Annotated in this window: 18 protein-coding genes; all 18 read left to right on the top strand. The window is 67.6% G+C overall.

Translation table 11 applies throughout. The annotated features are described in order from the left end of the window. The first annotated feature begins 208 nt into the window (after positions 1-208). Positions 209-574 (top strand): flagellar hook-basal body complex protein FliE, encoded by a 366-nt coding sequence (gene fliE, locus ACW5IY_RS10630; protein ID WP_005409552.1) that lies wholly within the window; start codon positions 209-211, stop codon positions 572-574. 13 nt (positions 575-587) lie between these two features. Continuing rightward, positions 588-2,234 (top strand): flagellar basal-body MS-ring/collar protein FliF, encoded by a 1,647-nt coding sequence (gene fliF / locus ACW5IY_RS10625; protein WP_049434688.1) that lies wholly within the window; start codon positions 588-590, stop codon positions 2,232-2,234. A 7-nt stretch (positions 2,235-2,241) separates the two neighbouring features. Then, positions 2,242-3,228, top strand: a complete 987-nt coding sequence (gene fliG / locus ACW5IY_RS10620) for a flagellar motor switch protein FliG (RefSeq protein WP_024958226.1) — start codon at positions 2,242-2,244, stop codon at positions 3,226-3,228. Continuing rightward, positions 3,225-3,866 (top strand): FliH/SctL family protein, encoded by a 642-nt coding sequence (locus tag ACW5IY_RS10615; RefSeq protein WP_049434689.1) that lies wholly within the window; start codon positions 3,225-3,227, stop codon positions 3,864-3,866. The genes fliG and ACW5IY_RS10615 overlap by 4 nt, the downstream gene beginning before the upstream one ends. Beyond that, positions 3,863-5,248, top strand: coding sequence for a FliI/YscN family ATPase (locus ACW5IY_RS10610; RefSeq protein WP_005413257.1), 1,386 nt, complete (start codon positions 3,863-3,865; stop codon positions 5,246-5,248). The genes ACW5IY_RS10615 and ACW5IY_RS10610 overlap by 4 nt, the downstream gene beginning before the upstream one ends. Before the next feature lie 3 nt (positions 5,249-5,251). Continuing rightward, positions 5,252-5,719, top strand: a complete 468-nt coding sequence (gene fliJ / locus ACW5IY_RS10605) for a flagellar export protein FliJ (protein WP_049434692.1) — start codon at positions 5,252-5,254, stop codon at positions 5,717-5,719. After that, positions 5,719-6,864: a flagellar hook-length control protein FliK gene (locus ACW5IY_RS10600; RefSeq protein ID WP_049434694.1), complete on the top strand. Its 1,146-nt coding sequence runs from the start codon at positions 5,719-5,721 to the stop codon at positions 6,862-6,864. Before fliJ ends, ACW5IY_RS10600 begins: the two co-directional genes overlap by 1 nt. Positions 6,865-7,056: 192 nt before the next feature. Next, positions 7,057-7,572 (top strand): flagellar basal body-associated FliL family protein, encoded by a 516-nt coding sequence (locus ACW5IY_RS10595; protein WP_005409545.1) that lies wholly within the window; start codon positions 7,057-7,059, stop codon positions 7,570-7,572. 10 nt (positions 7,573-7,582) lie between these two features. After that, complete coding sequence (fliM, locus tag ACW5IY_RS10590; protein ID WP_010482429.1) at positions 7,583-8,587, top strand: flagellar motor switch protein FliM; 1,005 nt, start codon at positions 7,583-7,585, stop codon at positions 8,585-8,587. After that, positions 8,584-8,919, top strand: a complete 336-nt coding sequence (gene fliN / locus ACW5IY_RS10585) for a flagellar motor switch protein FliN (RefSeq protein ID WP_005409543.1) — start codon at positions 8,584-8,586, stop codon at positions 8,917-8,919. Before fliM ends, fliN begins: the two co-directional genes overlap by 4 nt. Positions 8,920-8,936: 17 nt before the next feature. After that, positions 8,937-9,335 (top strand): flagellar biosynthetic protein FliO, encoded by a 399-nt coding sequence (fliO, locus tag ACW5IY_RS10580; RefSeq protein WP_180848852.1) that lies wholly within the window; start codon positions 8,937-8,939, stop codon positions 9,333-9,335. 1 nt (position 9,336) lies between these two features. Further along, a complete protein-coding gene (fliP, locus tag ACW5IY_RS10575) occupies positions 9,337-10,116 on the top strand; it encodes a flagellar type III secretion system pore protein FliP (protein ID WP_049434698.1) in 780 nt (259 codons plus the stop codon). 51 nt (positions 10,117-10,167) lie between these two features. Further along, positions 10,168-10,437: a flagellar biosynthetic protein FliQ gene (locus ACW5IY_RS10570; RefSeq protein WP_005413254.1), complete on the top strand. Its 270-nt coding sequence runs from the start codon at positions 10,168-10,170 to the stop codon at positions 10,435-10,437. A gap of 13 nt (positions 10,438-10,450) precedes the next feature. Further along, positions 10,451-11,242 (top strand): flagellar biosynthetic protein FliR, encoded by a 792-nt coding sequence (gene fliR, locus ACW5IY_RS10565; RefSeq protein WP_005409539.1) that lies wholly within the window; start codon positions 10,451-10,453, stop codon positions 11,240-11,242. 275 nt (positions 11,243-11,517) lie between these two features. Beyond that, positions 11,518-13,653 carry a putative bifunctional diguanylate cyclase/phosphodiesterase gene (locus ACW5IY_RS10560; RefSeq protein WP_457327227.1) on the top strand — a complete coding sequence of 712 codons (2,136 nt, stop codon included), beginning with the start codon at positions 11,518-11,520 and terminating at the stop codon, positions 13,651-13,653. Positions 13,654-13,769: 116 nt separating this feature from the next. Beyond that, positions 13,770-16,016, top strand: a complete 2,247-nt coding sequence (locus ACW5IY_RS10555) for a CocE/NonD family hydrolase (protein WP_049434702.1) — start codon at positions 13,770-13,772, stop codon at positions 16,014-16,016. 227 nt (positions 16,017-16,243) lie between these two features. Continuing rightward, entirely contained in the window at positions 16,244-17,374 is a 1,131-nt protein-coding gene (gene flhB, locus ACW5IY_RS10550; protein ID WP_005416428.1) for a flagellar biosynthesis protein FlhB, read from the top strand. 44 nt (positions 17,375-17,418) lie between these two features. Further along, positions 17,419-19,479 (top strand): flagellar biosynthesis protein FlhA, encoded by a 2,061-nt coding sequence (flhA, locus tag ACW5IY_RS10545; protein ID WP_180836375.1) that lies wholly within the window; start codon positions 17,419-17,421, stop codon positions 19,477-19,479. Positions 19,480-19,588 lie beyond the last annotated feature (109 nt).

Raw genomic sequence — 19,588 nt, 5'->3', positions numbered from 1 at the left:
GGCGTCCCCCGCCACCGGACCCACCCCGCCAACCTCAGGAATCCAGCTTCTGCCGTTGCTCCGGCCTTTGCCGTTGCTTCGGCGGGTGCAGGGCGCAGCCCTGCCAGCCCCCCCAACCCTCACTTCACTGAATCGAAAACCGGTTTCGGCACGGCACTTGCACTGGCTCCAGCAGACAACCCCATCCCTGTTTCTGGAACCGTTGCAGATGTCCCACTCCGTCACTTCGATCCTTTCGCAGATCCGCTCCTATCAGACCCAGATGGGACAGCCGGCGCTCAACCCGCTGGGCGAAACGCCGCGCAGCAACGCCCTGCCGGGCACGGTGCTGGACGCACCGCAGGCCCAGCCGGCCAGCTTCACCGAAACCCTGCGTGGTGCGATTGCCGGCGTCAACGATGCGCAACAGAAATCCGGCGCGCTGGCCAAGGCCTTCGAAATGGGCGACCCCAGCGCCGACCTGGCCAAGGTGATGGTCGCCTCGCAGCAGTCCCAGATCGCCTTCCGCGCCACCGTGGAAGTCCGCAACCGTCTCGTCCAGGCTTACCAGGACGTGATGAACATGCCGCTGTAAGGAATAGAGACGCATGGCACTGACGCTCTCCAAGGACAGCCTGAACGCCGAAAAGGCCGGGCAATGGTTCGACCGCCTGCAGAGTCTGCAGATCACCCGTCGGCTGGGCCTGATGGCGATGATCGCGGTGGCGGTGGCGGCAGGCCTGTCCGTGTTCTTCTGGTCGCAGAAGCCCGGCATGGTCCCGCTGTACACGGGCCTGGACCAGAAGGCGACCGCTGAAGCGACCGACCTGCTGCGCGCCGCGCAGATTCCGTTCGCGCTCGACGCGGCCACCGGCGGCATCACCGTGCCGGAAAAGAACCTGCACGACGCGCGCCTGAAGCTGGCCGGCTCCGGCCTGACCGACAGCGGCAAGCTCGGCTTCGAGCTGATGGAGCGCGACCCCGGCTTCGGCGTCAGCCAGTTCGTCGAAAGCGCGCGCTACCAGCATGCGCTGGAAACCGAGCTGTCGCGCACCATCAACACGCTGCGCCCGGTGCGCGATTCGCGCGTGCACCTGGCCATTCCCAAGCCCAGCGCCTTCACCCGCCAGCGTGACGTGGCCAGCGCCTCGGTGACCCTGGAACTGCGTGGCGGCCAGCAGCTGGAACGCAGCCAGGTGGACGCCATCGTGCACATGGTCGCGGCCAGCATCCCGGATCTCGCCCCGGAACGGGTGACCGTGGTCGACCAGAGCGGGCGCATGCTCAGCGTCAGTGACCCGAACAGTGAGGCGGCGGTCAACGCTGCCCAGTTCGAGCAGGTGCGCCGCCAGGAAACCTCGTTCAACCAGCGCATCCGCGAGCTGCTGGAGCCGATGACCGGTCCTGGCCGCGTCAATCCGGAAGTGAGCGTGGACATGGATTTCTCGGTAACCGAGGAAGCCCGTGAGCTCTACAACGGTGAACCGCAGAAGCTGCGCAGCGAGCAGATGAGCGAGAACACCACCAGCACCCCGGGCCCGCAGGGCGTGCCGGGTGCGACCAGCAACAGCCCGCCGGGCCAGCAGGCCGCCCCGCCCACCGCGCAGACCCCGACCGAAAGCAGCAAGAACGCGACCCGCAACTACGAGCTGGACCGCACCCTGCAGCACACCCGCCAGCCGGCGGGCCGCATCAAGCGCGTCTCGGTGGCGGTACTGGTGGACAACGTGCCGCGCGCCGGTGCCAACGGCAAGGTCAGCCCGCAGCCGCTGTCGGCGGCCGAACTGACCCGCGTCGAGGCACTGGTCAAGCAGGCCGTCGGTTTCAATGCCGAGCGTGGCGATACCGTGTCGGTGATGAACGCCCCGTTCGTGCGCGATACCACGCCGGTCGAAGGACCGGCCTGGTGGGAGCTGCCGTGGGTGCACGATGCCGGCCGCATGCTGCTGGGTGCCGTGGTGGTACTGGCATTGCTGTTCGGCGTGCTGCGCCCGGCATTGCGTGCGATCACCGGCCAGAACAGGAAGAACGACGAGCAGGCACTGGAACCGCACACCGCGGACGTGCAGCTGGTCGATGACGATGGCATGCCGCTGCCGGCGCTGGGCGCCGACCGGGCCAGCCTGGGCGGGCCGGATGCACTGGCCCTGCCGGTGGATTCATATGAGGAACGACTGCGGATGGCGCGTGAAGCCGTGAAGACCGACTCCAAGCGCGTGGCCCAGGTGGTCAAGGGCTGGGTGGCCAATGACTGAGGCACAACTGACCGGCGTACAGCGCGCGGCCGTGCTGCTGCTGTCCCTGGGTGAGCTGGACGCAGCCGAAGTGCTGCGCCACATGGAACCCAAGGAGGTGCAGAAGATCGGCATCGCCATGGCCACCATGACCGACATCACCCGCGAACAGGTGGAACGGGTGATGGACCAGTTCGGCCAGGAGCTCGGCTCGAAGACCTCGCTGGGCGTGGGCTCGGACGACTACATCCGCAACATGCTGGTGCAGGCGCTGGGCAGCGAGAAGGCCGGCAATCTGATCGACCGCATCCTGCTCGGCCGCAACACCACCGGCCTGGACGCGCTGAAGTGGATGGACCCACGCGCGGTGGCCGATCTGGTGCGCAACGAGCACCCGCAGATCATCGCCATCGTGATGGCGCACCTCGAAACCGACCAGGCCGCCGACGCGCTGAAGCTGCTGCCGGACCGTACCCGCGTGGACGTGCTGCTGCGCATCGCCACCCTCGACGGCATTCCGCCGAACGCGCTCAACGAACTCAACGAGATCATGGAGCGCCAGTTCGCCGGCAACCAGAACCTGAAGTCGTCCAACATCGGCGGCGTGCAGTGCGCGGCCAACATCCTGAACTTCATGGACAGCGGCCAGGACCAGGCGATCCTGGGCGAAATCGCCCGCATCGATGCGCCGCTGAGCAACCGCATCCAGGACCTGATGTTCGTGTTCGACGACCTGGTGGACCTGGACGACCGCGAAATGCAGCTGGTGCTGCGCGAAGTGAGCGGCGAGCGCCTGGGCCTGGCCCTGCGCGGTGCCGACATCAAGGTACGCGACAAGATCACCCGCAACATGTCGCAGCGCGCGGCCGAGATCCTGCTGGAAGACATGGAAGCCCGTGGCCCGGTGCGCCTGTCCGACGTGGAAGGCGCGCAGCGCGAGATCCTGGCCATCGTCAAGCGCATGGCCGATGAAGGCACCGTCACCATTGGTGGCAGCGCGGAGGCCATGCTGTGAGCAACGTCGTGCGCTGGCTTGCCCCGGACCTGCTGGCCCAGCCCGAACCGGTGCTGGATCAGGAGGATGCGTTCGAACTCACCGAGCCGGACCCGGAACACGAACCCGAGCCGCCGCTGCAGCTACCGACTCTGGAGGAAATCCAGGCCATCCAGGACAGCGCCGAGAAGGAAGGCTTCCAGCACGGCCATAGCGAAGGTTACGGCCAGGGACAGGCGGAGGTGCGTCGCCTCGCCGCGCAGATCGAGGGCATCCTCGACAACTTCAGCCGACCGCTGGTGCGTCTGGAGAACGAAGTGGTCGGCGCACTGGGCGAGCTGGCGGTACGCATCGCTGGCGCGCTGGTCGGCCGCGCCTACGAAGCTGACCCGGCACTGCTGGCACAGCTGGTCGGTGAGGCGATCGACGCGGTGGGTGGCAGCACCCGCGAGGTCGAAGTGCGACTGCACCCGGACGACATCGCTGCCCTCGCCCCGCTGTTGAGCCTGCCGCCACAACAGCGCCTGGTGCCAGACACCAGCCTGAGCCGCGGCGATCTTCGCGTGCACGCCGAAGCCGTGCGCATCGACGGCACCCTGGAAGCCCGCCTGCGAGGCGCGCTCGACGCGGTGATCCGCCAGACCGGAGCCAATGCATGAACCCCGATCCGCAGCCAACGCCGCCACCGGCCGACTGGGCCATGGCCCGCAACCTGCGCCTGGCCCGTCGGCTCGATGGCCTACGCGTGGATACCGCCCATGGCCGTGGCCTGATCCGCGAAGGCGTGCTGCGCCGCGCGGTCGGGCTCACCCTGGAAGCAGTTGGCTGCGAGGCACCGCTGGGCGCGAGCTGCAAGGTGGAGGTGGTCGATGGTGGCTGGGTCGATGCCGAAGTGGTCGGCTTCGCCGGCGAGCGCACCTACCTGATGCCCAGCGCCGAACTGCACGGCCTGCTGCCCAACGCCCGCGTGGTGCCGTCGGCGCGCCGCGGTGGCGTGGAAGTGGGCGAAGGCCTGCTCGGCCGCGTCATCGACAGCGACGGCGTGCCGCTGGACGGCAAGGGCCCGATCCGCGCCGAAGGCCATGTCGGCATGGCCGGCGTTTCGATCAATCCGCTGGCACGTGAACCGATCACCCAGCCGCTGGACGTGGGCGTGCGCGCGATCAACGCACTGCTGCCGATCGGCCGCGGCCAACGTGTCGGCCTGTTCGCCGGTTCCGGCGTCGGCAAGTCGACGCTGCTGGGCATGATGACCCGCTACACCGCCGCCGACGTGATCGTGGTCGGCCTGATCGGTGAGCGTGGCCGCGAAGTCCGTGATTTCGTCGAAACCACGCTGGGCGAGGAAGGCCTGCGCCGCGCCGTGGTGGTGGCCAGTCCCGCCGACCGGCCGCCGCTGGCACGCCTGCACGGTGCCTACCGCGCTACCGCCATCGCCGAATGGTTTCGCGACCAGGGCCTGAACGTGCTGCTGCTGATGGACTCGCTGACGCGCTTCGCCCAGGCGCAGCGCGAGATCGGCCTGTCGGTCGGCGAGCCGCCCACCACCCGCGGTTACCCACCGTCGGTGTTCGCCAAGCTGCCGGCACTGGTCGAACGCGCTGGCAACGGCGCCAAGGGGCGTGGTTCGATCACCGCGTTCTACACGGTGCTGACCGAAGGCGATGATCCTCAGGATCCGATCGCCGATGCAGCGCGCGCGATCCTCGACGGCCACATCCTGCTCTCGCGGCGCGTAGCCGACAGCGGCCTGTACCCGGCCATCGATGTCGAATCGTCGGTCAGCCGCGTGGTCACGGAAATCGCCGACGAGCCGTGGCGCCTGCGCATCCGCAAATTGAAGCGACTGGTCTCGGCCTACTCGGCCAACCGCGACCTGATCGCCATCGGTGCCTACCAGCGCGGCAACGACGCGGCCACCGACGAAGCCCTGGAACGCTGGCCGGAAATCATGGAGTTCCTCGGCCAGGACGTTGCCAAGGCCGCAGATCTCCCGCACAGCCAGGCGGCGCTGCAGCGCCTGGTGGAACAAGAGAGTTAAGCCATGAACCAGTCCAAGCGCATCGATCCCCTGCTCAAGCGGGCCCAGGAACACGAGGACGCGGTGGCCCGCGATCTGGCCGAACGCCAGCGCGTGCTCGATACCCATCTGTCGCGACTGGACGAACTGCGCCGCTACGCCGAGGAGTATGCGAATGCGCAGATGGCGGCGACCAGCCCGGCACAGCTGCTGAACCGGCGTGCGTTTCTCGACCGCCTCGACAGTGCGGTCGAACAGCAGCAGGCCACGGTCAATGGCAACCGCGAGAAGGTGGAAGCCGAGCGCGCCCGCCTGATCCTGGCCAGCCGTGACAAGGCCGTGCTGGAACAACTGGCCGCCAGCTACCGCGCACAGGAGAAGGTGGTGACGGACCGCCGCGACCAGCGCGAGATGGACGACATCGGTGCCCGCCGCGCCCGCCTGGTACAGACCGAAGACCAGGACGGCGCCGAGCAGGGAGGCCGCTCGTGATGCCCGCCCCGCTCGCCAGCAGCGCCAACGCACAGTCGCAGAACGCCGGCAGCGGCCCAGCGCGCGCATCACGCAGTGACGGCAGCAAGGATTTCAGCCAGCTGCTGCAGGGTGGTGCGCCGGGCGCCGATGGATCCTCCAGGCCCTCGAACATGCCCACGTCGCCTGCACAGGGGCCGGCATCCGACAGCAATGGCCAGTCCAGCGCCGAGCGCAGGCCGGACAGCGCTGCCGTACCCGAAGAGACCGCAGCGACGGTGCCCACAGCGCAGGCCAGGCCCGCTGCCGAAAAGGACGCCTCGGCGACGACCGAGGAAGCCCCATGGCCGCCGCTCGGCCTGGCAGGACTGGTACTGGCGGTACCGACACCTGCCGATCCTGCCGCCGCTCTGCCAGCAGTGGCGACGGCCACCGATGCAGACGGCAACGCACTGGCCTCGCCCGCTGCACTGCCGGTCGCAGCAGCCCTGCCCTCCACAGCAGCGGCGACCGCTACGGCCACCGCCGAAGGCGACGCCCCCAATGGGGCCGACCAGGCGACCACTCTGCCGTTGCCTGAGCTGGTGCTGCCCGGCAAGCGCGGCGAGCGCGGTGAAGGCAGCGACGCAACCCTCATCGGCGACCGCGCCACGGCGCCGCTGCTGCATGCACCGGGCAACGCGGCTGTGCAGGATCTGAAGGCCGCGCTGGCCACGGGCAATGCCATCTTCAATGGCGAACCGACACCGAAGCCGGTGCTCGGCGACGATGGTTTCGACCAGGCAATTGGTGCGCGCCTTGGCTGGCTGGCCGACCAGAAGATCGGCCATGCCCACATCCGGCTGAGTCCGGACGACATGGGCCCGGTCGACGTGCGCCTGCAGTTGAACGGCGACAAGGTGCATGCCAGCTTCAGCAGCCCGCACGTGGATGTACGCCAGGCACTGGAAAGCAGCCTGCCGCGCCTGCGCGAACTTCTCGGCGAGCAGGGCTTCCAGCTGGCTCATGCCGATGTCGGCCACCAGGCCCCCGGTGGTGACGGCAATGCGTCGGGCCAGGCCGGTGGTGGCGGCATGGCAGGTGACGGAGAACCGTCGCCAGGCGACGCCAGCCTGTCGTCCGCGCAGTTGATCCGCCAGCGCGGGTTGCTGGACGCATACGCCTGACAGGTGTGCCAACCAAGATTGGCACCCACCAGAGCGGTGTGGTCGGCACCTGCCAGTATCGCGTTGGTGGGTGCGGAGCTTGCTCCGCACGGCCCCACCGGCACCCTGACGGAATTCCGTCGCCCCCCTCTGCCCCGGCTCCGGCACACCCCTTGCATATCCCGGTGAAGCAACCCTCAGGAGCTTCACCCCGTGGCCGCAGCCGCTGACAAAACCAAGAAGACCGCCGAGAAGGACAAGGCCGCCAAGCCGCGTAGTCCGATCCTGATCACCGCACTGGTGGCCGTATTGGCCGCCGCTGCCGCTGGTGGCGGCGTCTGGTTCTTCACCCAGTCCAAGCACGAAGAGAAGACCGCGCAGGCCCCGAAGAAGGCCAGCACTCCGGCACCGGCGCAGTACTTCGCGCTGGACCCTGCGTTCGTGGTCAACCTCAACGGCCCGGTCGACGGTCCGCGCTACCTGCAGCTGGAAGTACAGCTGATGACCCGTGACCCGGCCGCGCTGGAAGCGATCAAGACCCATGCGCCGGCCATCCGCGCACGCCTGCTGATGCTGTTCTCGCAGGTCAGCCCCGATCAGATCGCCGACGTCGCCGGCAAGCAGAAGCTGCAGGCCGCCTCGCTGGCCGAGGTGCAGAAGGTGCTCAAGGCCGAGACCGGCAGCAACGGCGCCGACGATCTGCTGTTCACCAGCTTCGTGACCCAGTAAGGGCCCACCGATGAATGACCTGCTGTCCCAGGACGAGATTGATGCCCTGCTCCACGGCGTGGACAGTGGCGCGGTCGAGACCGATCCGGAACCGCCCTCCGGCGAGGCCCGTTCGTACGATTTCGCCAGCCAGGACCGCATCATCCGCGGTCGCATGCCGACCCTGGAAATGGTCCACGAGCGTTTCGCGCGCCTGTGGCGGATCGGCCTGTTCAACCTGATCCGGCGTTCGGCCGAACTGTCCGTGCGCGGCATCGAGCTGATCAAGTTCAACGATTACATGCACTCGCTGTATGTGCCGACCAACCTGAACCTGATCCGCTTCAAGCCACTGCGCGGCACCGGCCTGATCGTGTTCGAACCGACCCTGGTGTTCGCCATCGTCGACAACTTCTTCGGTGGTGACGGGCGCTACCCCACCCGCATCGAAGGCCGCGAGTTCACCGCTACCGAAATGCGGGTGATCCACCTGCTGCTGAAGCAGACCTTCGCCGACCTGCGCGAGGCGTGGGCACCGGTGATGGATGTCGACTTCGAGTACATCAACTCGGAGATCAACCCGCACTTCGCCAACATCGTGACGCCGCGCGAGTACGTGGTGGTGTGCCGCCTGCACGTCGAGCTCGACGGCGGTGGCGGCGACATCCACGTGACCCTGCCGTATTCGATGCTGGAGCCGATCCGCGAGCTGCTCGACGCCGGCATCCAGAGCGACCGCAATGATCGCGACGAGAGCTGGGGCCAGACACTGCGCGAACAGCTCAACATCGCCGAAGTCACCCTGTCCAGCGTGCTGGCCAGCAAGCGCATGACCCTGCGCGACCTGACCCAGCTGAAGGTCGGCGACATCCTGCCGATCGAACTCAGCCCGCAGGTGCCGCTGTGCGTGGAGAACATTCCCGTGTTCACCGGCGAGTTCGGCATCGCCAACGGCATGAACGCCGTGAAGATCACCGCTACCCATCCGCCGGGCACCCGCCCGCGCGCACCCGTCATCCAGGAAGACCCGCAATGAACGATATCGACGCCCTCGAACCGACCCCGGCCCAGTTCAGCAGCCTGCAGGCCGATGAGGCGAACGGTCCGGACCTGAACCTGGACGTGATCCTGGACGTGCCGGTGACCCTGTCGCTGGAAGTCGGTCGCGCCCGCCTGCCGATCCGCAACCTGCTGCAGCTCAACCAGGGTTCGGTGGTGGAACTGGAACGGGGTGCCGGCGAATCCCTGGATGTGTTCGTCAACGGCACCCTGATCGCCCATGGCGAAGTCGTGGTGATCAATGACCGCTTCGGCGTGCGCCTGACCGATGTGGTCAGCCCAAGTGAGCGGATCCGGAGACTGCGTTGAGCCTGCTGGCCTCCACCCTGCTGGCGGTCGGCAAGGCCGCCGCCCCGGTTGGCCCGCAGGTCGGCCAGCATGCGGCCGCCGCACCGAGCCTGTTCGGTGCGGTGCTGGCGCTGCTGGCCGTGCTGGCCCTGGTCATCGGCCTCGGCTGGCTGCTCAAGCGCATGCCCGGCAGCGGCTTCCGCCCGGCCGAAGGCATGAAGCTGGTGGCCAGCCTCAGTGTCGGCGCCAAGGAACGCGTGGTGGTGGTCGAGGTCAATGGCCAGCAACTGCTGCTGGGCGTCACCGCCGGCGGCATCAACACCCTGCATACCCTGCCCGAACCGCTGCCGCCGCCGGCACCGGTGCGCGTGCCGGACTTCAAGAACCTGCCGAATTTCGCCCAGCTGCTGCAGCAGCGGCTGCGCAAGGACCCCTGACATGCGTGTCACCCGTACCCGTCTTGCCACCCTGATACCGTGGCTGCTGTTGCTTGCCCTGTGCCTGTTGCCGGCACTGGCGTTCGCTGCGCCCGGCGCACCGACCACGCCGCTGCCGGATATCAACGTCGGCAAGATCGGCGGTGCGCCGGTCAGCCTGCCGCTGCAGACCCTGCTGCTGATGACGGCGATCACCCTGATCCCGTCGATGCTGCTGGTGCTGACCTCGTTCACCCGCATCATCATCGTGCTGGGCCTGCTGCGCCAGGCGCTGGGCACCGGCCAGACGCCGTCCAACCAGGTGCTGCTGGGCCTGGCGCTGTTCCTGACCGCAATGATCATGCTGCCAACCTGGGACAAGGCCTGGAGCACCGGCATGGCGCCCTATCTCAATGGCGAGATCGACTTCCAGACCGCCTGGACGCTGACCACCTCGCCGCTGCGCGCCTTCATGCTGGCGCAGATCCGCGAGACCGACCTGATGACCTTCGCCGGCATCGCCGGGCACGGCACCTACGCCAGTCCCGATGCGATCCCGTTCCCGGTGCTGGTCGCCTCGTTCGTCACCAGCGAGCTGAAGACCGCTTTCGAGATCGGCTTCCTGATCTTCATCCCGTTCGTGATCATCGACCTGGTCGTGGCCAGCGTGCTGATGTCGATGGGCATGATGATGCTGTCGCCGATGCTGGTGTCAGCACCGTTCAAGATCCTGCTGTTCGTGCTGGTGGATGGCTGGGTGCTGACCGTGGGTACGTTGGCGGCGAGCTTCAATCCGGCGTGATCGAAAGGCAGTCGAGCATGGCTCGACTCTACATAAGCAGATGGAATCCGAATGTCTCCCGAACTTGCCTTGACCGAACTGCGTGGCGGCCTGATCACCGTATTGTGGGTGGCCGGCCCGCTGCTGCTCACCGTGCTGGTGGTGGGCGTGGTGGTGGGCGTGGTGCAGGCCGCGACCCAGCTCAATGAACCGACCATCGCCTTCGTCGCCAAGGCGGCGGCACTGACCGCGGTGCTGTTCGCGCTGGGCAGCCTGCTGATCGGCCACCTGGTGGAGTTCACCACGCTGCTGTTCCAGCGCATTCCACACCTGATCGGCTAGGACACGCGCTTCGATGGACGCCGCCACCCAGATGGCAGCCGACGGCCTGCAGGCCTTCGGCATGATCGGCACCGTGCTGTGGACCATGCTGCGCATCGGTGCCGTGGCCATGGCCATGCCGATGGTCGGCACCCGCGCGGTGCCGGCACGGATCCGTGTGATCCTGGCCGGCACCCTGGCCATCGCATTGGCGCCGTTGCTGCCGCCAGTACCGGACTGGACCGGTTTCGATGCCGCCACGGTCCTGACCATCGCCCGCGAACTGGCCATCGGCGTATCCATCGGCTTCCTGCTACGGCTGGTGTTCGAAGCCGGCGCGATGGCCGGCGAACTGATTGCCCAGGGAACTGGCCTGGCCTTCGCGCAGATGAGTGATCCACTGCGTGGCGGCACCTCGGGCGTGATCGGCCAGTGGTTCTATCTGCTGTTCGGCCTGCTGTTCTTCACCGCCAACGGGCACCTGGCGCTGATCTCACTGGTGGTGGACAGCTACCGGGCGCTGCCGATCGGCGCGCCGCTGCCCGACCCGCACGCCTTCTTCAGCATCGCCCCGACCTTCCTGCTGACCGTACTGCGCGGCGCACTGACCCTGGCGATCCCGCTGACGGTGGCGATGCTGGCGGTCAACCTGGCGTTTGGCGTGCTGGCCCGTGCGGCCCCGGCGCTGAACCCGATCCAGCTGGGCCTGCCGGTCTCGCTGCTGCTGGGCCTGTTCCTGCTGGCCCTGCTGGCAGGGGAAATGGGCCCGCCGGTACAGCGCCTGTTCGATGCCGCCTTCCAAGCTGCGGACGCGGTCACACACTGACCTGATCATCACGTTTTACTGCTTGCCATGCCTTTGTTTCTGTAGAGCCGAGCCCATGCTCGGCTGTCTTCGGCGGGAGCGGCAGCCGAGCATGGGCTCGGCTCTACACGGGCGCAATTTCACGTTTTACTGCTTGCCCTTCCCCCGGGTCCGCGCGTTAGAGTGAATGCGCGGCAACCGGGGGGATGCCGCACGTGGCCGCCGCCCGGCGTCGGCCTGCCTCATGCATGCCCCACCGTGGTTTCCGTCGACAGGCAGGTCCGGGAGACTGACGAATGCTGGTAGGCACGTACAACCCGTGGCTGGTGGCGATATCGCTGCTGGTTGCCGTGATGGCTTCGTACACTGCGCTGGCAATGGCCGGGCGCACGGTCACCGCACCCGGCAAGGGCGCGGCGTGGTGGTGGCGGCTGGGCGGCGGCTTCGCCATGGGCCTGGGCATCTGGTCGATGCATTTCATCGGCATGCTCGCCTTCGACCTACCCATTCCGCTCGGCTACGACCTGCCCATCACCCTGCTCTCCCTGGCCCTGGCCATCGCCTCGTCAGTGTTCGCACTGTGGCTGGTCTCGCTGCGCACCCTGCCGCATCCGCGCCTGGCTGGCGGCGCACTGTTGATGGGTACCGGCATCGCCGGCATGCATTACGTTGGTATGGCCGCAATGCGCATGCAGCCGGGCATCGACTATGACCCGGGCTGGCTGCTGTTTTCACTGATGGTGGCAGTCGCTGCGTCGTGGACGGCCCTGTATGTGGCGTTCCGCCTGCGTGCGCAGCGCACCCGTGTCGGCGACCGCCTGGCAGCGGCCGGCCTGCTCGGGCTGGCGATCGTCGGCATGCACTACACCGGCATGGCCGCCGCACGTTTTCCGGAAGGCAGCATCTGTGGCGCGGCGGTCGGCGATGGCCTGCAGAGCGAATGGCTGGCGATGCTGGTGGTGGTACTGACCGTCGCAATCCTGGCCGTGGTGCTGGTGGTGTCCTGGCTGGACCAGCGGGTGGGGGCGCAGCTGCTGCGCCTGCGCAATTCCCTGTTGAGCACCTCGCTGACCGACGCACAGCAGGAACTGACCCAGGCTGCACTGCACGACCCGCTCACCCGCCTGCCCAACCGCCTGCTGCTGCAGCGTCGGATCGTGCAGGCACTGGCCGAGGCCGAACAGGGCGGCAGCCGATTCGCAGTGATGTTCATGGACCTGGATGGCTTCAAGCAGGTCAACGATGCCTATGGTCACCAGGCCGGTGATGCACTGCTGGTGGCGGTGGCCGAACGCACGCGCCAGCTGCTTCGGCCCAACGACATGCTGGCCCGTCTGGGCGGGGACGAGTTCGTATTGGTGGTGCGCATCGAGCATGACGAGGACCTTCCGACCCTGGCCCGGCGCATCCTACAGGCGGTCGGCAGTGGGCCCCTGCTACCGGACAACGAACTGCAGGTGACCGCCAGCATCGGCGTGGCGATCTGTCCCGACCACGCTGCCAGCGAGCGGCAGCTGATGGCCTTTGCCGATGCAGCGATGTACCAGGCCAAGGAATCCGGACGCAACGCCTTCGTGCTGTTCGCCGACTGGATGAATGACAGCGCCGAGCAACAGTTCCGGCTGCTGGCCGACCTGCGCCGAGCCATTGGCAGCGAGCAGCTGTTCCTGCACTACCAACCGAAGATCCAGGTAGCCACGCAGAAGGTGGCCGGTGCCGAAGCGTTGATCCGCTGGCGCCATCCGGAGCATGGCCTGATCCCGCCGGACCGCTTCATCCGGCTGGCCGAGCGCAGCGGCGCGATCAACGACATCGGGCGCTGGGCGCTGGATCAGGCCTGCCTGCAGCTACGCCGCTGGCATGACGCCGGTCACGAAGGCTGGTCGATGTCGGTGAACCTGTCGCCGATACAGTTCAGTTCGCCGCACCTGCTGCAGGATGTGCGTGAAGTGATCGAACGCTACGACATTGCCCCGCGCCACCTGGTGCTGGAGATCACCGAAAGCACGGTGATGCGCGATACCGATACCAGCCTGCGCCTGCTGCAGGCGCTCTCGGCGCTGGGCGTGGGCATCTCCATCGATGACTTCGGCACCGGCTACTCCAGCCTGCTGTACCTGAAGCGGCTACCCGCTACCGAGATCAAGATCGACCACGCGTTCGTGCGCGATCTGGAGCACAGCGCCGAGGATGTGGTGATCGTCTCGGCCATCGTGGCGCTGGGCCATGCGCTGGACATGGACATCGTCGCCGAAGGCGTGGAAACCGCCGCCCAGCGCGCCTACCTGGAGCGCCTGGGATGCGATTACCTGCAGGGCTACCTGCTCGGCCGCCCGGTCGATGCGGCGCGCTTCATGCAACTGCACGACCTGCCCCGGCCGCGGGTGGAGCTGGCGCAGAGCCCACCGCCCAGCGACAACGCTTCTTTGTAGAGCCGAGCCTGCGCTCGGCTCCCGCCGGGCACGGCCCGGCGCTACCATTGGTTGGCCTTCGGTAGATCCACGCCATGCGTGGATGCGCCGTTCCACCACCCTCCAAGGAAGCGTCCGTGGCCCTACGCACCATCCTTGCCGGCCTGTTGCTGGCCCTTGCTGTCGGCCATGCCGCCGCCGCTGATCTGCCGTGGTCGTTGCCCACCGATGCTTCCCCGGCTCAGGTCGACGCCGCCCTGCAGGTCCTCGGCAAGGGCGTGTTGAAGTCCTACAGCCTGAGCGATGCACAGCGCGGCCACGCGCTGCTGGCGATGGGCCAGACGGCCGAAGCGCGGCAATCGATCCAGCGGGTACGCGCATCGCTGGCAAGCGACGGCGACACCGCGGCGATGCAGCGCTGGCTGCCGATGCTGCTGCTCGCCACCGCCGGCGAGCGGGACAACGCCGCCTATGTGCGTGCCTTCCACAGCACCTTCGCTGCCCTCGACGACGTCGCCGCGGTGCAGGCCGATGCCGCGCTCTCGGTTGAGCCGGCCCGAGTGCGCGCCCAGCTGGAGCAGGCCATCGCGGCGCAGGCGGGTGCCGCGACCATCGCCGAGGCCGTCGCCCTGGACCTGCTGCGGCTGCGGGCGGTACTGCGTGCACAGACCCTGGCCGCCGCACTGGCCCCTCCGCTGGTCGCGGCGGAAGAGCAGCGCCGCTTCGCCATCGACGACGCGTTGCGCATCCCCGTTGGCGATGGCGTCGTGCTGTCGGCGCAGCTGGCCCGCCCTCGCGCCGCATCGGTACCTCTGCCGACGGCAATGCTGTTCACCATCTACACCGATCCGCCGAAGAACCGGCAGAAGATGCTGCTGGCCGCCGCGCATGGCTACGCCGGCATCGTGGTCGATGCACGCGGCAAGGGCCAAGGCAGCGGCACCATCGCGCCCTACGAACACGATGGCGAGGACGCCAACGCGGCCATCGACTGGATCAGCCACCAGCCATGGAGCGATGGCCGGGTCGCCATGTATGGCGGCAGCTACGAGGGCTTCACCGCCTGGGCTGCGGCGCGCCACCACCATCCTGCGTTGAAGACCATCGTGCCCTACGTTGCCGCCATCCCCGGCCAGGGCCTGCCGATGGAGAACAACGTGTTCCTGAGTGCCAACTACGGTTGGGCGTTCTATGTGGCCAATGGCCCGATGCTGGACAACGACACTTACGACCAGAACGAACGCTGGTCGCAGCTGCCGCGCCGCTGGTATGCCTCCGGCCGCCCTTACCGGCAGATTGACCACGTCGATGGCACGCCCAATCCCTGGCTTCAGCGCTGGCTCGACCACCCGGTGTACGACGCTTACTGGCAGTCAATGGTTCCCTATGGCGACCAGTTCGATGACATCCGCATCCCGGTACTGACCATCACCGGCTACTACGACGATGGCCAGATCTCGGCACTGCAGTACTTCAAGGACCACCTGCGGCACCGCCCTGATGCCGATCATGCCCTGCTGATCGGCCCCTACGACCATCGCGGTGCGCAGTCGGCGCTCAAACCGATGCAGCTGCGCGGATACGACCTGGATGCCGTCGCGCAGTTCGACACGCCTGCACTGACCTTCCAGTGGCTGGACCATGTGCTGCGCGGCGCCCCTCGCCCGGCGCTGGTACCCGACCGCGTGAACTACCAGCTGATGGGCAGCAACCGCTGGGGGCATGCGGCAACGCTGGACGCCGCCGCGGGTGCCCACCGCCGCTACCACCTGTCGGCCGCACCCGCTTCGGCCGATGGCTACCACCGCCTGCAGGAACAGCCGCCAGCGCCGGGCCAGCTGGGGCAGACCGTGGACCTGGCCGACCGCAATGAAATGCGGCATGGCTACTACCCGTTCCCCATCGTCGCAGCACAGGATGAAGCTGATACCGCGCTGGCCTTCGCCTCCGAACCGTTCACCGCACCGATGGACCTGATCGGCAGCTTCTCTGGCGACCTGAAGGTCCGCCTCAACAAGCGCGACTTCGATTTCACCGTCACCCTGTACGAGCTGCTCGCCGATGGACGCCGGATGCAGCTGTCCTACTACCTGGGCCGGGCCAGCCACGTGCGTGACCCGAGCACGCGCCAGTTGCTGCAGCCGGGGCAATGGACCCACCTGCCCTTCGACCGCACGCGCATGGTCGCCCGCCGCTTGGCTGCAGGCAGCCGCCTGCTGGTGAAGGTGGATGTGCTGAAGGACGCCATGCACCAGGTAAATCACGGCACCGGCCGCGATGTCAGCGACGAGAGCGTTGCAGATGCAGGTGCCCCCCTGCACGTGGAGTGGCACAGCGACAGCGTGTTGTCGATTCCGCTGCAGCTGGTGACGCCGGACGGGTGATTGCGCCGGGCACGGCCCGGCGTTACCCGTGCCGCCGCCCGCCATCACGGAACGATTCCTGCAGCACCCTCCGGTAGAGCCGAGCCCACGCTCGGCTGCGCTTCGCGCCTGGACCCAACCGCAGCCGAGCGTGGGCTCGGCTCTACAAGACGGGCCGTCGGTAGATCCACGCCATGCGTGGAACAGTTCTTGCACGCACCCCGGCATCCCCTGCCGCAGTGCCCGTGATGTCCGAGAACGAATCCGCCGGCGAAAAGACCGAACAACCGACCGAAAAACGCCTGCGCGATGCCCGTGAACAGGGCAACCTGCCGCGCTCGCGCGAACTCGGCACCGCCGCCGTGTTCGGTGCCGGCGTACTGGCGGTGATGGCCATGAGCGGCTCGATCGGCCGCGGCGCCACGGCCTGGATGAAGCAGGCGCTCAGCCCGGAACAGAGCCTTCGGCAGAACCCGAAGGAACTGTTCGGCCACTTCGGCGACCTGCTGCTGCAGTTCATGCTGGTGATCGCACCGCTGGTGCTGGTCTGCCTGCTGGCCAGTTTCGTCGCACCGCTGGTGATGGGTGGCCTGCGCTGGTCGCAGAAGGCGTTGCTGCCCGACATCAACCGCATGAACCCGATGAGCGGGCTCAAGCGCCTGTATGGCCCGGAGGCCATCGCCGAATTCACCAAATCGCTGCTGCGCGTGGCCTTCGTCGGCGTCGCCGCGGGGCTGGTGGTCTGGACCGGCTTCGACACCCTGCGTGGGCTGATCCACCACCCGCTGGAGACCGCCATCACCGACGGCCTCGGCTTCACCCTGCGCCTGCTGCTGGCCACAGCCGGCGCCATGCTGGTGCTGGCCGCCATCGACGCGCCGTACCAGCGCTGGAACTGGATGCGCAAGCTGAAGATGACGCGTGAAGAGCTGCGCCGGGAAATGAAGGAAAGCGAGGGCAGCCCCGAGGTCAAGGGCCGCATCCGCCAGCTGCAGCAGCAGATGGCCAACCGCCGGATGATGGAAGCGGTACCCACCGCCGACGTGGTGGTGGTCAACCCCACCCACTACGCGGTGGCCCTGAAGTACGAAGGTGGTGCCATGAACGCCCCGACCGTGGTTGCGCTGGGCGTGGACGAGACCGCCCTGCGCATCCGTGAAGTGGCCGACGGCAACAAGGTCGCGATCGTCTCCGCCCCGCCTTTGGCACGCGCCTTGTATCGGGAAGGCCAACTCGGAAAGGAAATCCCCGTGAGACTGTATTCGGCCGTCGCCCAGGTCCTGTCATACGTCTACCAGCTGCGCGCCTGGCGCACTGGCCCGATGCCGGACGCCCCGCACATCCAGGTGGATGAATTCGGCAAGGGAGGCCGCCCGTGAGCGCCCATCCCTCCGCCGGCTTCAACACCCGCCGCGCTCTGGAAATGATCCGCCAGGGCCTTGGCGCACCGCTGATCGTGCTGGCCCTGCTGGCCATGGTCGTGGTGCCGCTGGCCGCCCCCGTGCTCGACGCGTTGTTCACCTTCAACATCGCCATCTCGCTGATGGTGCTGCTGGCGGTGGTCTACGTGAAGCGCCCGCTGGACTTCACCATCTTCCCGATCGTGCTGCTGATCACCACCATGCTGCGGCTGGCGCTGAACGTGGCGTCCACCCGCGTGATCCTGCTCAACGGCCAGAACGGCCACGACGCGGCCGGCAAGGTGATCGCCGCGTTCGGTGAATTCGTGATCGGTGGCAACTACGCGGTCGGCATCGTGGTGTTCGCGATCCTCACCATCATCAACTTCGTGGTCATCACCAAGGGCGCCGGCCGCGTCTCGGAAGTAACCGCGCGCTTCATCCTGGACGCCATGCCGGGCAAGCAGATGGCGATCGACGCCGACCTCAACGCCGGTTTGCTGACGCGTGAAGAAGCCAAGCTGCGCCGTGAAGAAGTCCGCGAGGAAGCCGACTTCTACGGCGCGATGGACGGCGCCAGCAAGTTCATCCGCGGCGACGCCATCGCCGGCATCCTGATCCTGTTCATCAACATGCTCGGCGGCCTGGCCGTGGGCGTGCTGCAGCATGGCATGCCGTTCGGCGACGCCGCCGCCACCTACACCCTGCTCTCCATCGGTGACGGCCTGGTGGCGCAGCTGCCGGCACTGCTGGTGTCCAGCGCGGTGGCAATGCTGGTCACCCGCGCCTCGCGTTCGCAGGACATGGCCCAGGCCATGACCGGCCAGGTGTTCGGCCAGTACCGCGCACTGGCGATCACCGCCGGCATCATCGGCGTGGTCGGCCTGGTGCCGGGCATGCCCAACGTCGCCTTCCTGACGCTGTCCGCGATCCTCGGCTTCATCGCCTGGAAGGTCTACCGCAAGGGCAAGACCGCCGCCACCGATCCGGCAGCCGCAGGCAACGACGCCGCCGCACTCAATGCGCTGGGCCGCCCTGCCGCGCCGGCACCGACCGCCGAGCTGAGCTGGGACGAGCTGCGCCCGGTCGATCCGCTGGGCCTGGAGGTCGGCTACCGGCTGATTCCGCTGGTGGACAGCAACCAGGGCGGTGAGCTGATGGCGCGCATCAAGGGCGTGCGCCGCAAGCTGACCCAGGACGTGGGCTTCCTGATTCCCTCGGTGCACATCCGCGACAACCTGGAGTTGCCGGCCAATGGTTACCGCGTGCTGGTGCACGGCGTGCCGGTGGCCACCGCCGAGATCCATCCGGACCGCGAACTGGCACTGGACCCGGGCAGTGCGCTCGGCGCGCTGGAAGGCATCGCCGGCAAGGACCCCGCGTTCGGCCTGGATGCCACCTGGATCCAGCCGCACCAGCGCGCCCAGGCCGAAACGCTGGGCTACACCGTGGTCGACCCGGCCACCGTGGTCGCTACCCACCTCTCGCACCTGATCCGCGAACACGCACCGGAACTGCTCGGCCACGAGGAAGTGCAGCACCTGCTGGCCAACCTGGCCAAGAGCGCGCCCAAGCTCGTCGAAGATCTGACGCCAAAGGCTCTGCCGCTGTCGGCGGTGGTGCGCGTGCTGCAGAACCTGCTGGTCGAGCGCATTCCGATCCGCCAGCTGCGCAAGATCGCCGAAGCCCTGGTCGAACACGCGCCGAACAGCCAGGACCCGGCTGTGCTGACCGCCGCCGTGCGCACCGCACTGGGCCGCTTCATCGTGCAGGAGATCGCCGGAATGTCGGCGGAGCTGCCGGTGTTCACCCTCAACCCGCAATTGGAACGTGTCTTGCAGGAGTCCACGCAGGGCAACGGCGCCGCGCTGGAACCCGGACTCGCTGAGCGACTGCACCAGAGCCTGGCCGAATGTGTCAGCAAGCAGGAAGCGCGAAACGAGCCGGCGGTCGTGCTGGTACCGGGCCCGGTGCGCGCCGCGCTGGCGCGCCTGGTCCGCCACAGCGTTCCGTCGCTGTCGGTCCTGGCGTACAGCGAGGTGCCGGAGGACAAGCGCCTGAAGCTGGTCGGAACGATCAGCTGACACCGCTCTCCGATGCGCCAGAAAACAGACACCACTTTCGAACCAACGCAACAGACAGATACCAAGGGGAACCCGCACCGTGCAGACCACCGACCACCCGAGTTCTCCG

Source organism: Stenotrophomonas sp. C-A (assembly GCF_054030835.1).
The sequence above is the reverse complement of the archived record's forward strand: the minus strand, read 5'-3'. Positions and strand labels throughout refer to the sequence as shown.

Bases quoted from the DNA above. Each gene is read 5' to 3' on its own strand.
- fliM (WP_010482429.1), top strand. From the start codon at position 7,583: ATGAATGACCTGCTGTCCCAGGACGAGATTGATGCCCTGCTCCACGGC.
- fliE (WP_005409552.1), top strand. From the start codon at position 209: ATGTCCCACTCCGTCACTTCGATCCTTTCGCAGATCCGCTCCTATCAG.
- fliN (WP_005409543.1), top strand. From the start codon at position 8,584: ATGAACGATATCGACGCCCTCGAACCGACCCCGGCCCAGTTCAGCAGC.
- fliP (WP_049434698.1), top strand. From the start codon at position 9,337: ATGCGTGTCACCCGTACCCGTCTTGCCACCCTGATACCGTGGCTGCTG.
- fliF (WP_049434688.1), top strand. From the start codon at position 588: ATGGCACTGACGCTCTCCAAGGACAGCCTGAACGCCGAAAAGGCCGGG.
- ACW5IY_RS10570 (WP_005413254.1), top strand. From the start codon at position 10,168: ATGTCTCCCGAACTTGCCTTGACCGAACTGCGTGGCGGCCTGATCACC.
- flhA (WP_180836375.1), top strand. From the start codon at position 17,419: ATGATCCGCCAGGGCCTTGGCGCACCGCTGATCGTGCTGGCCCTGCTG.
- fliR (WP_005409539.1), top strand. From the start codon at position 10,451: ATGGACGCCGCCACCCAGATGGCAGCCGACGGCCTGCAGGCCTTCGGC.
- fliJ (WP_049434692.1), top strand. From the start codon at position 5,252: ATGAACCAGTCCAAGCGCATCGATCCCCTGCTCAAGCGGGCCCAGGAA.
- flhB (WP_005416428.1), top strand. From the start codon at position 16,244: ATGTCCGAGAACGAATCCGCCGGCGAAAAGACCGAACAACCGACCGAA.
- ACW5IY_RS10600 (WP_049434694.1), top strand. From the start codon at position 5,719: ATGCCCGCCCCGCTCGCCAGCAGCGCCAACGCACAGTCGCAGAACGCC.
- ACW5IY_RS10560 (WP_457327227.1), top strand. From the start codon at position 11,518: ATGCTGGTAGGCACGTACAACCCGTGGCTGGTGGCGATATCGCTGCTG.
- ACW5IY_RS10610 (WP_005413257.1), top strand. From the start codon at position 3,863: ATGAACCCCGATCCGCAGCCAACGCCGCCACCGGCCGACTGGGCCATG.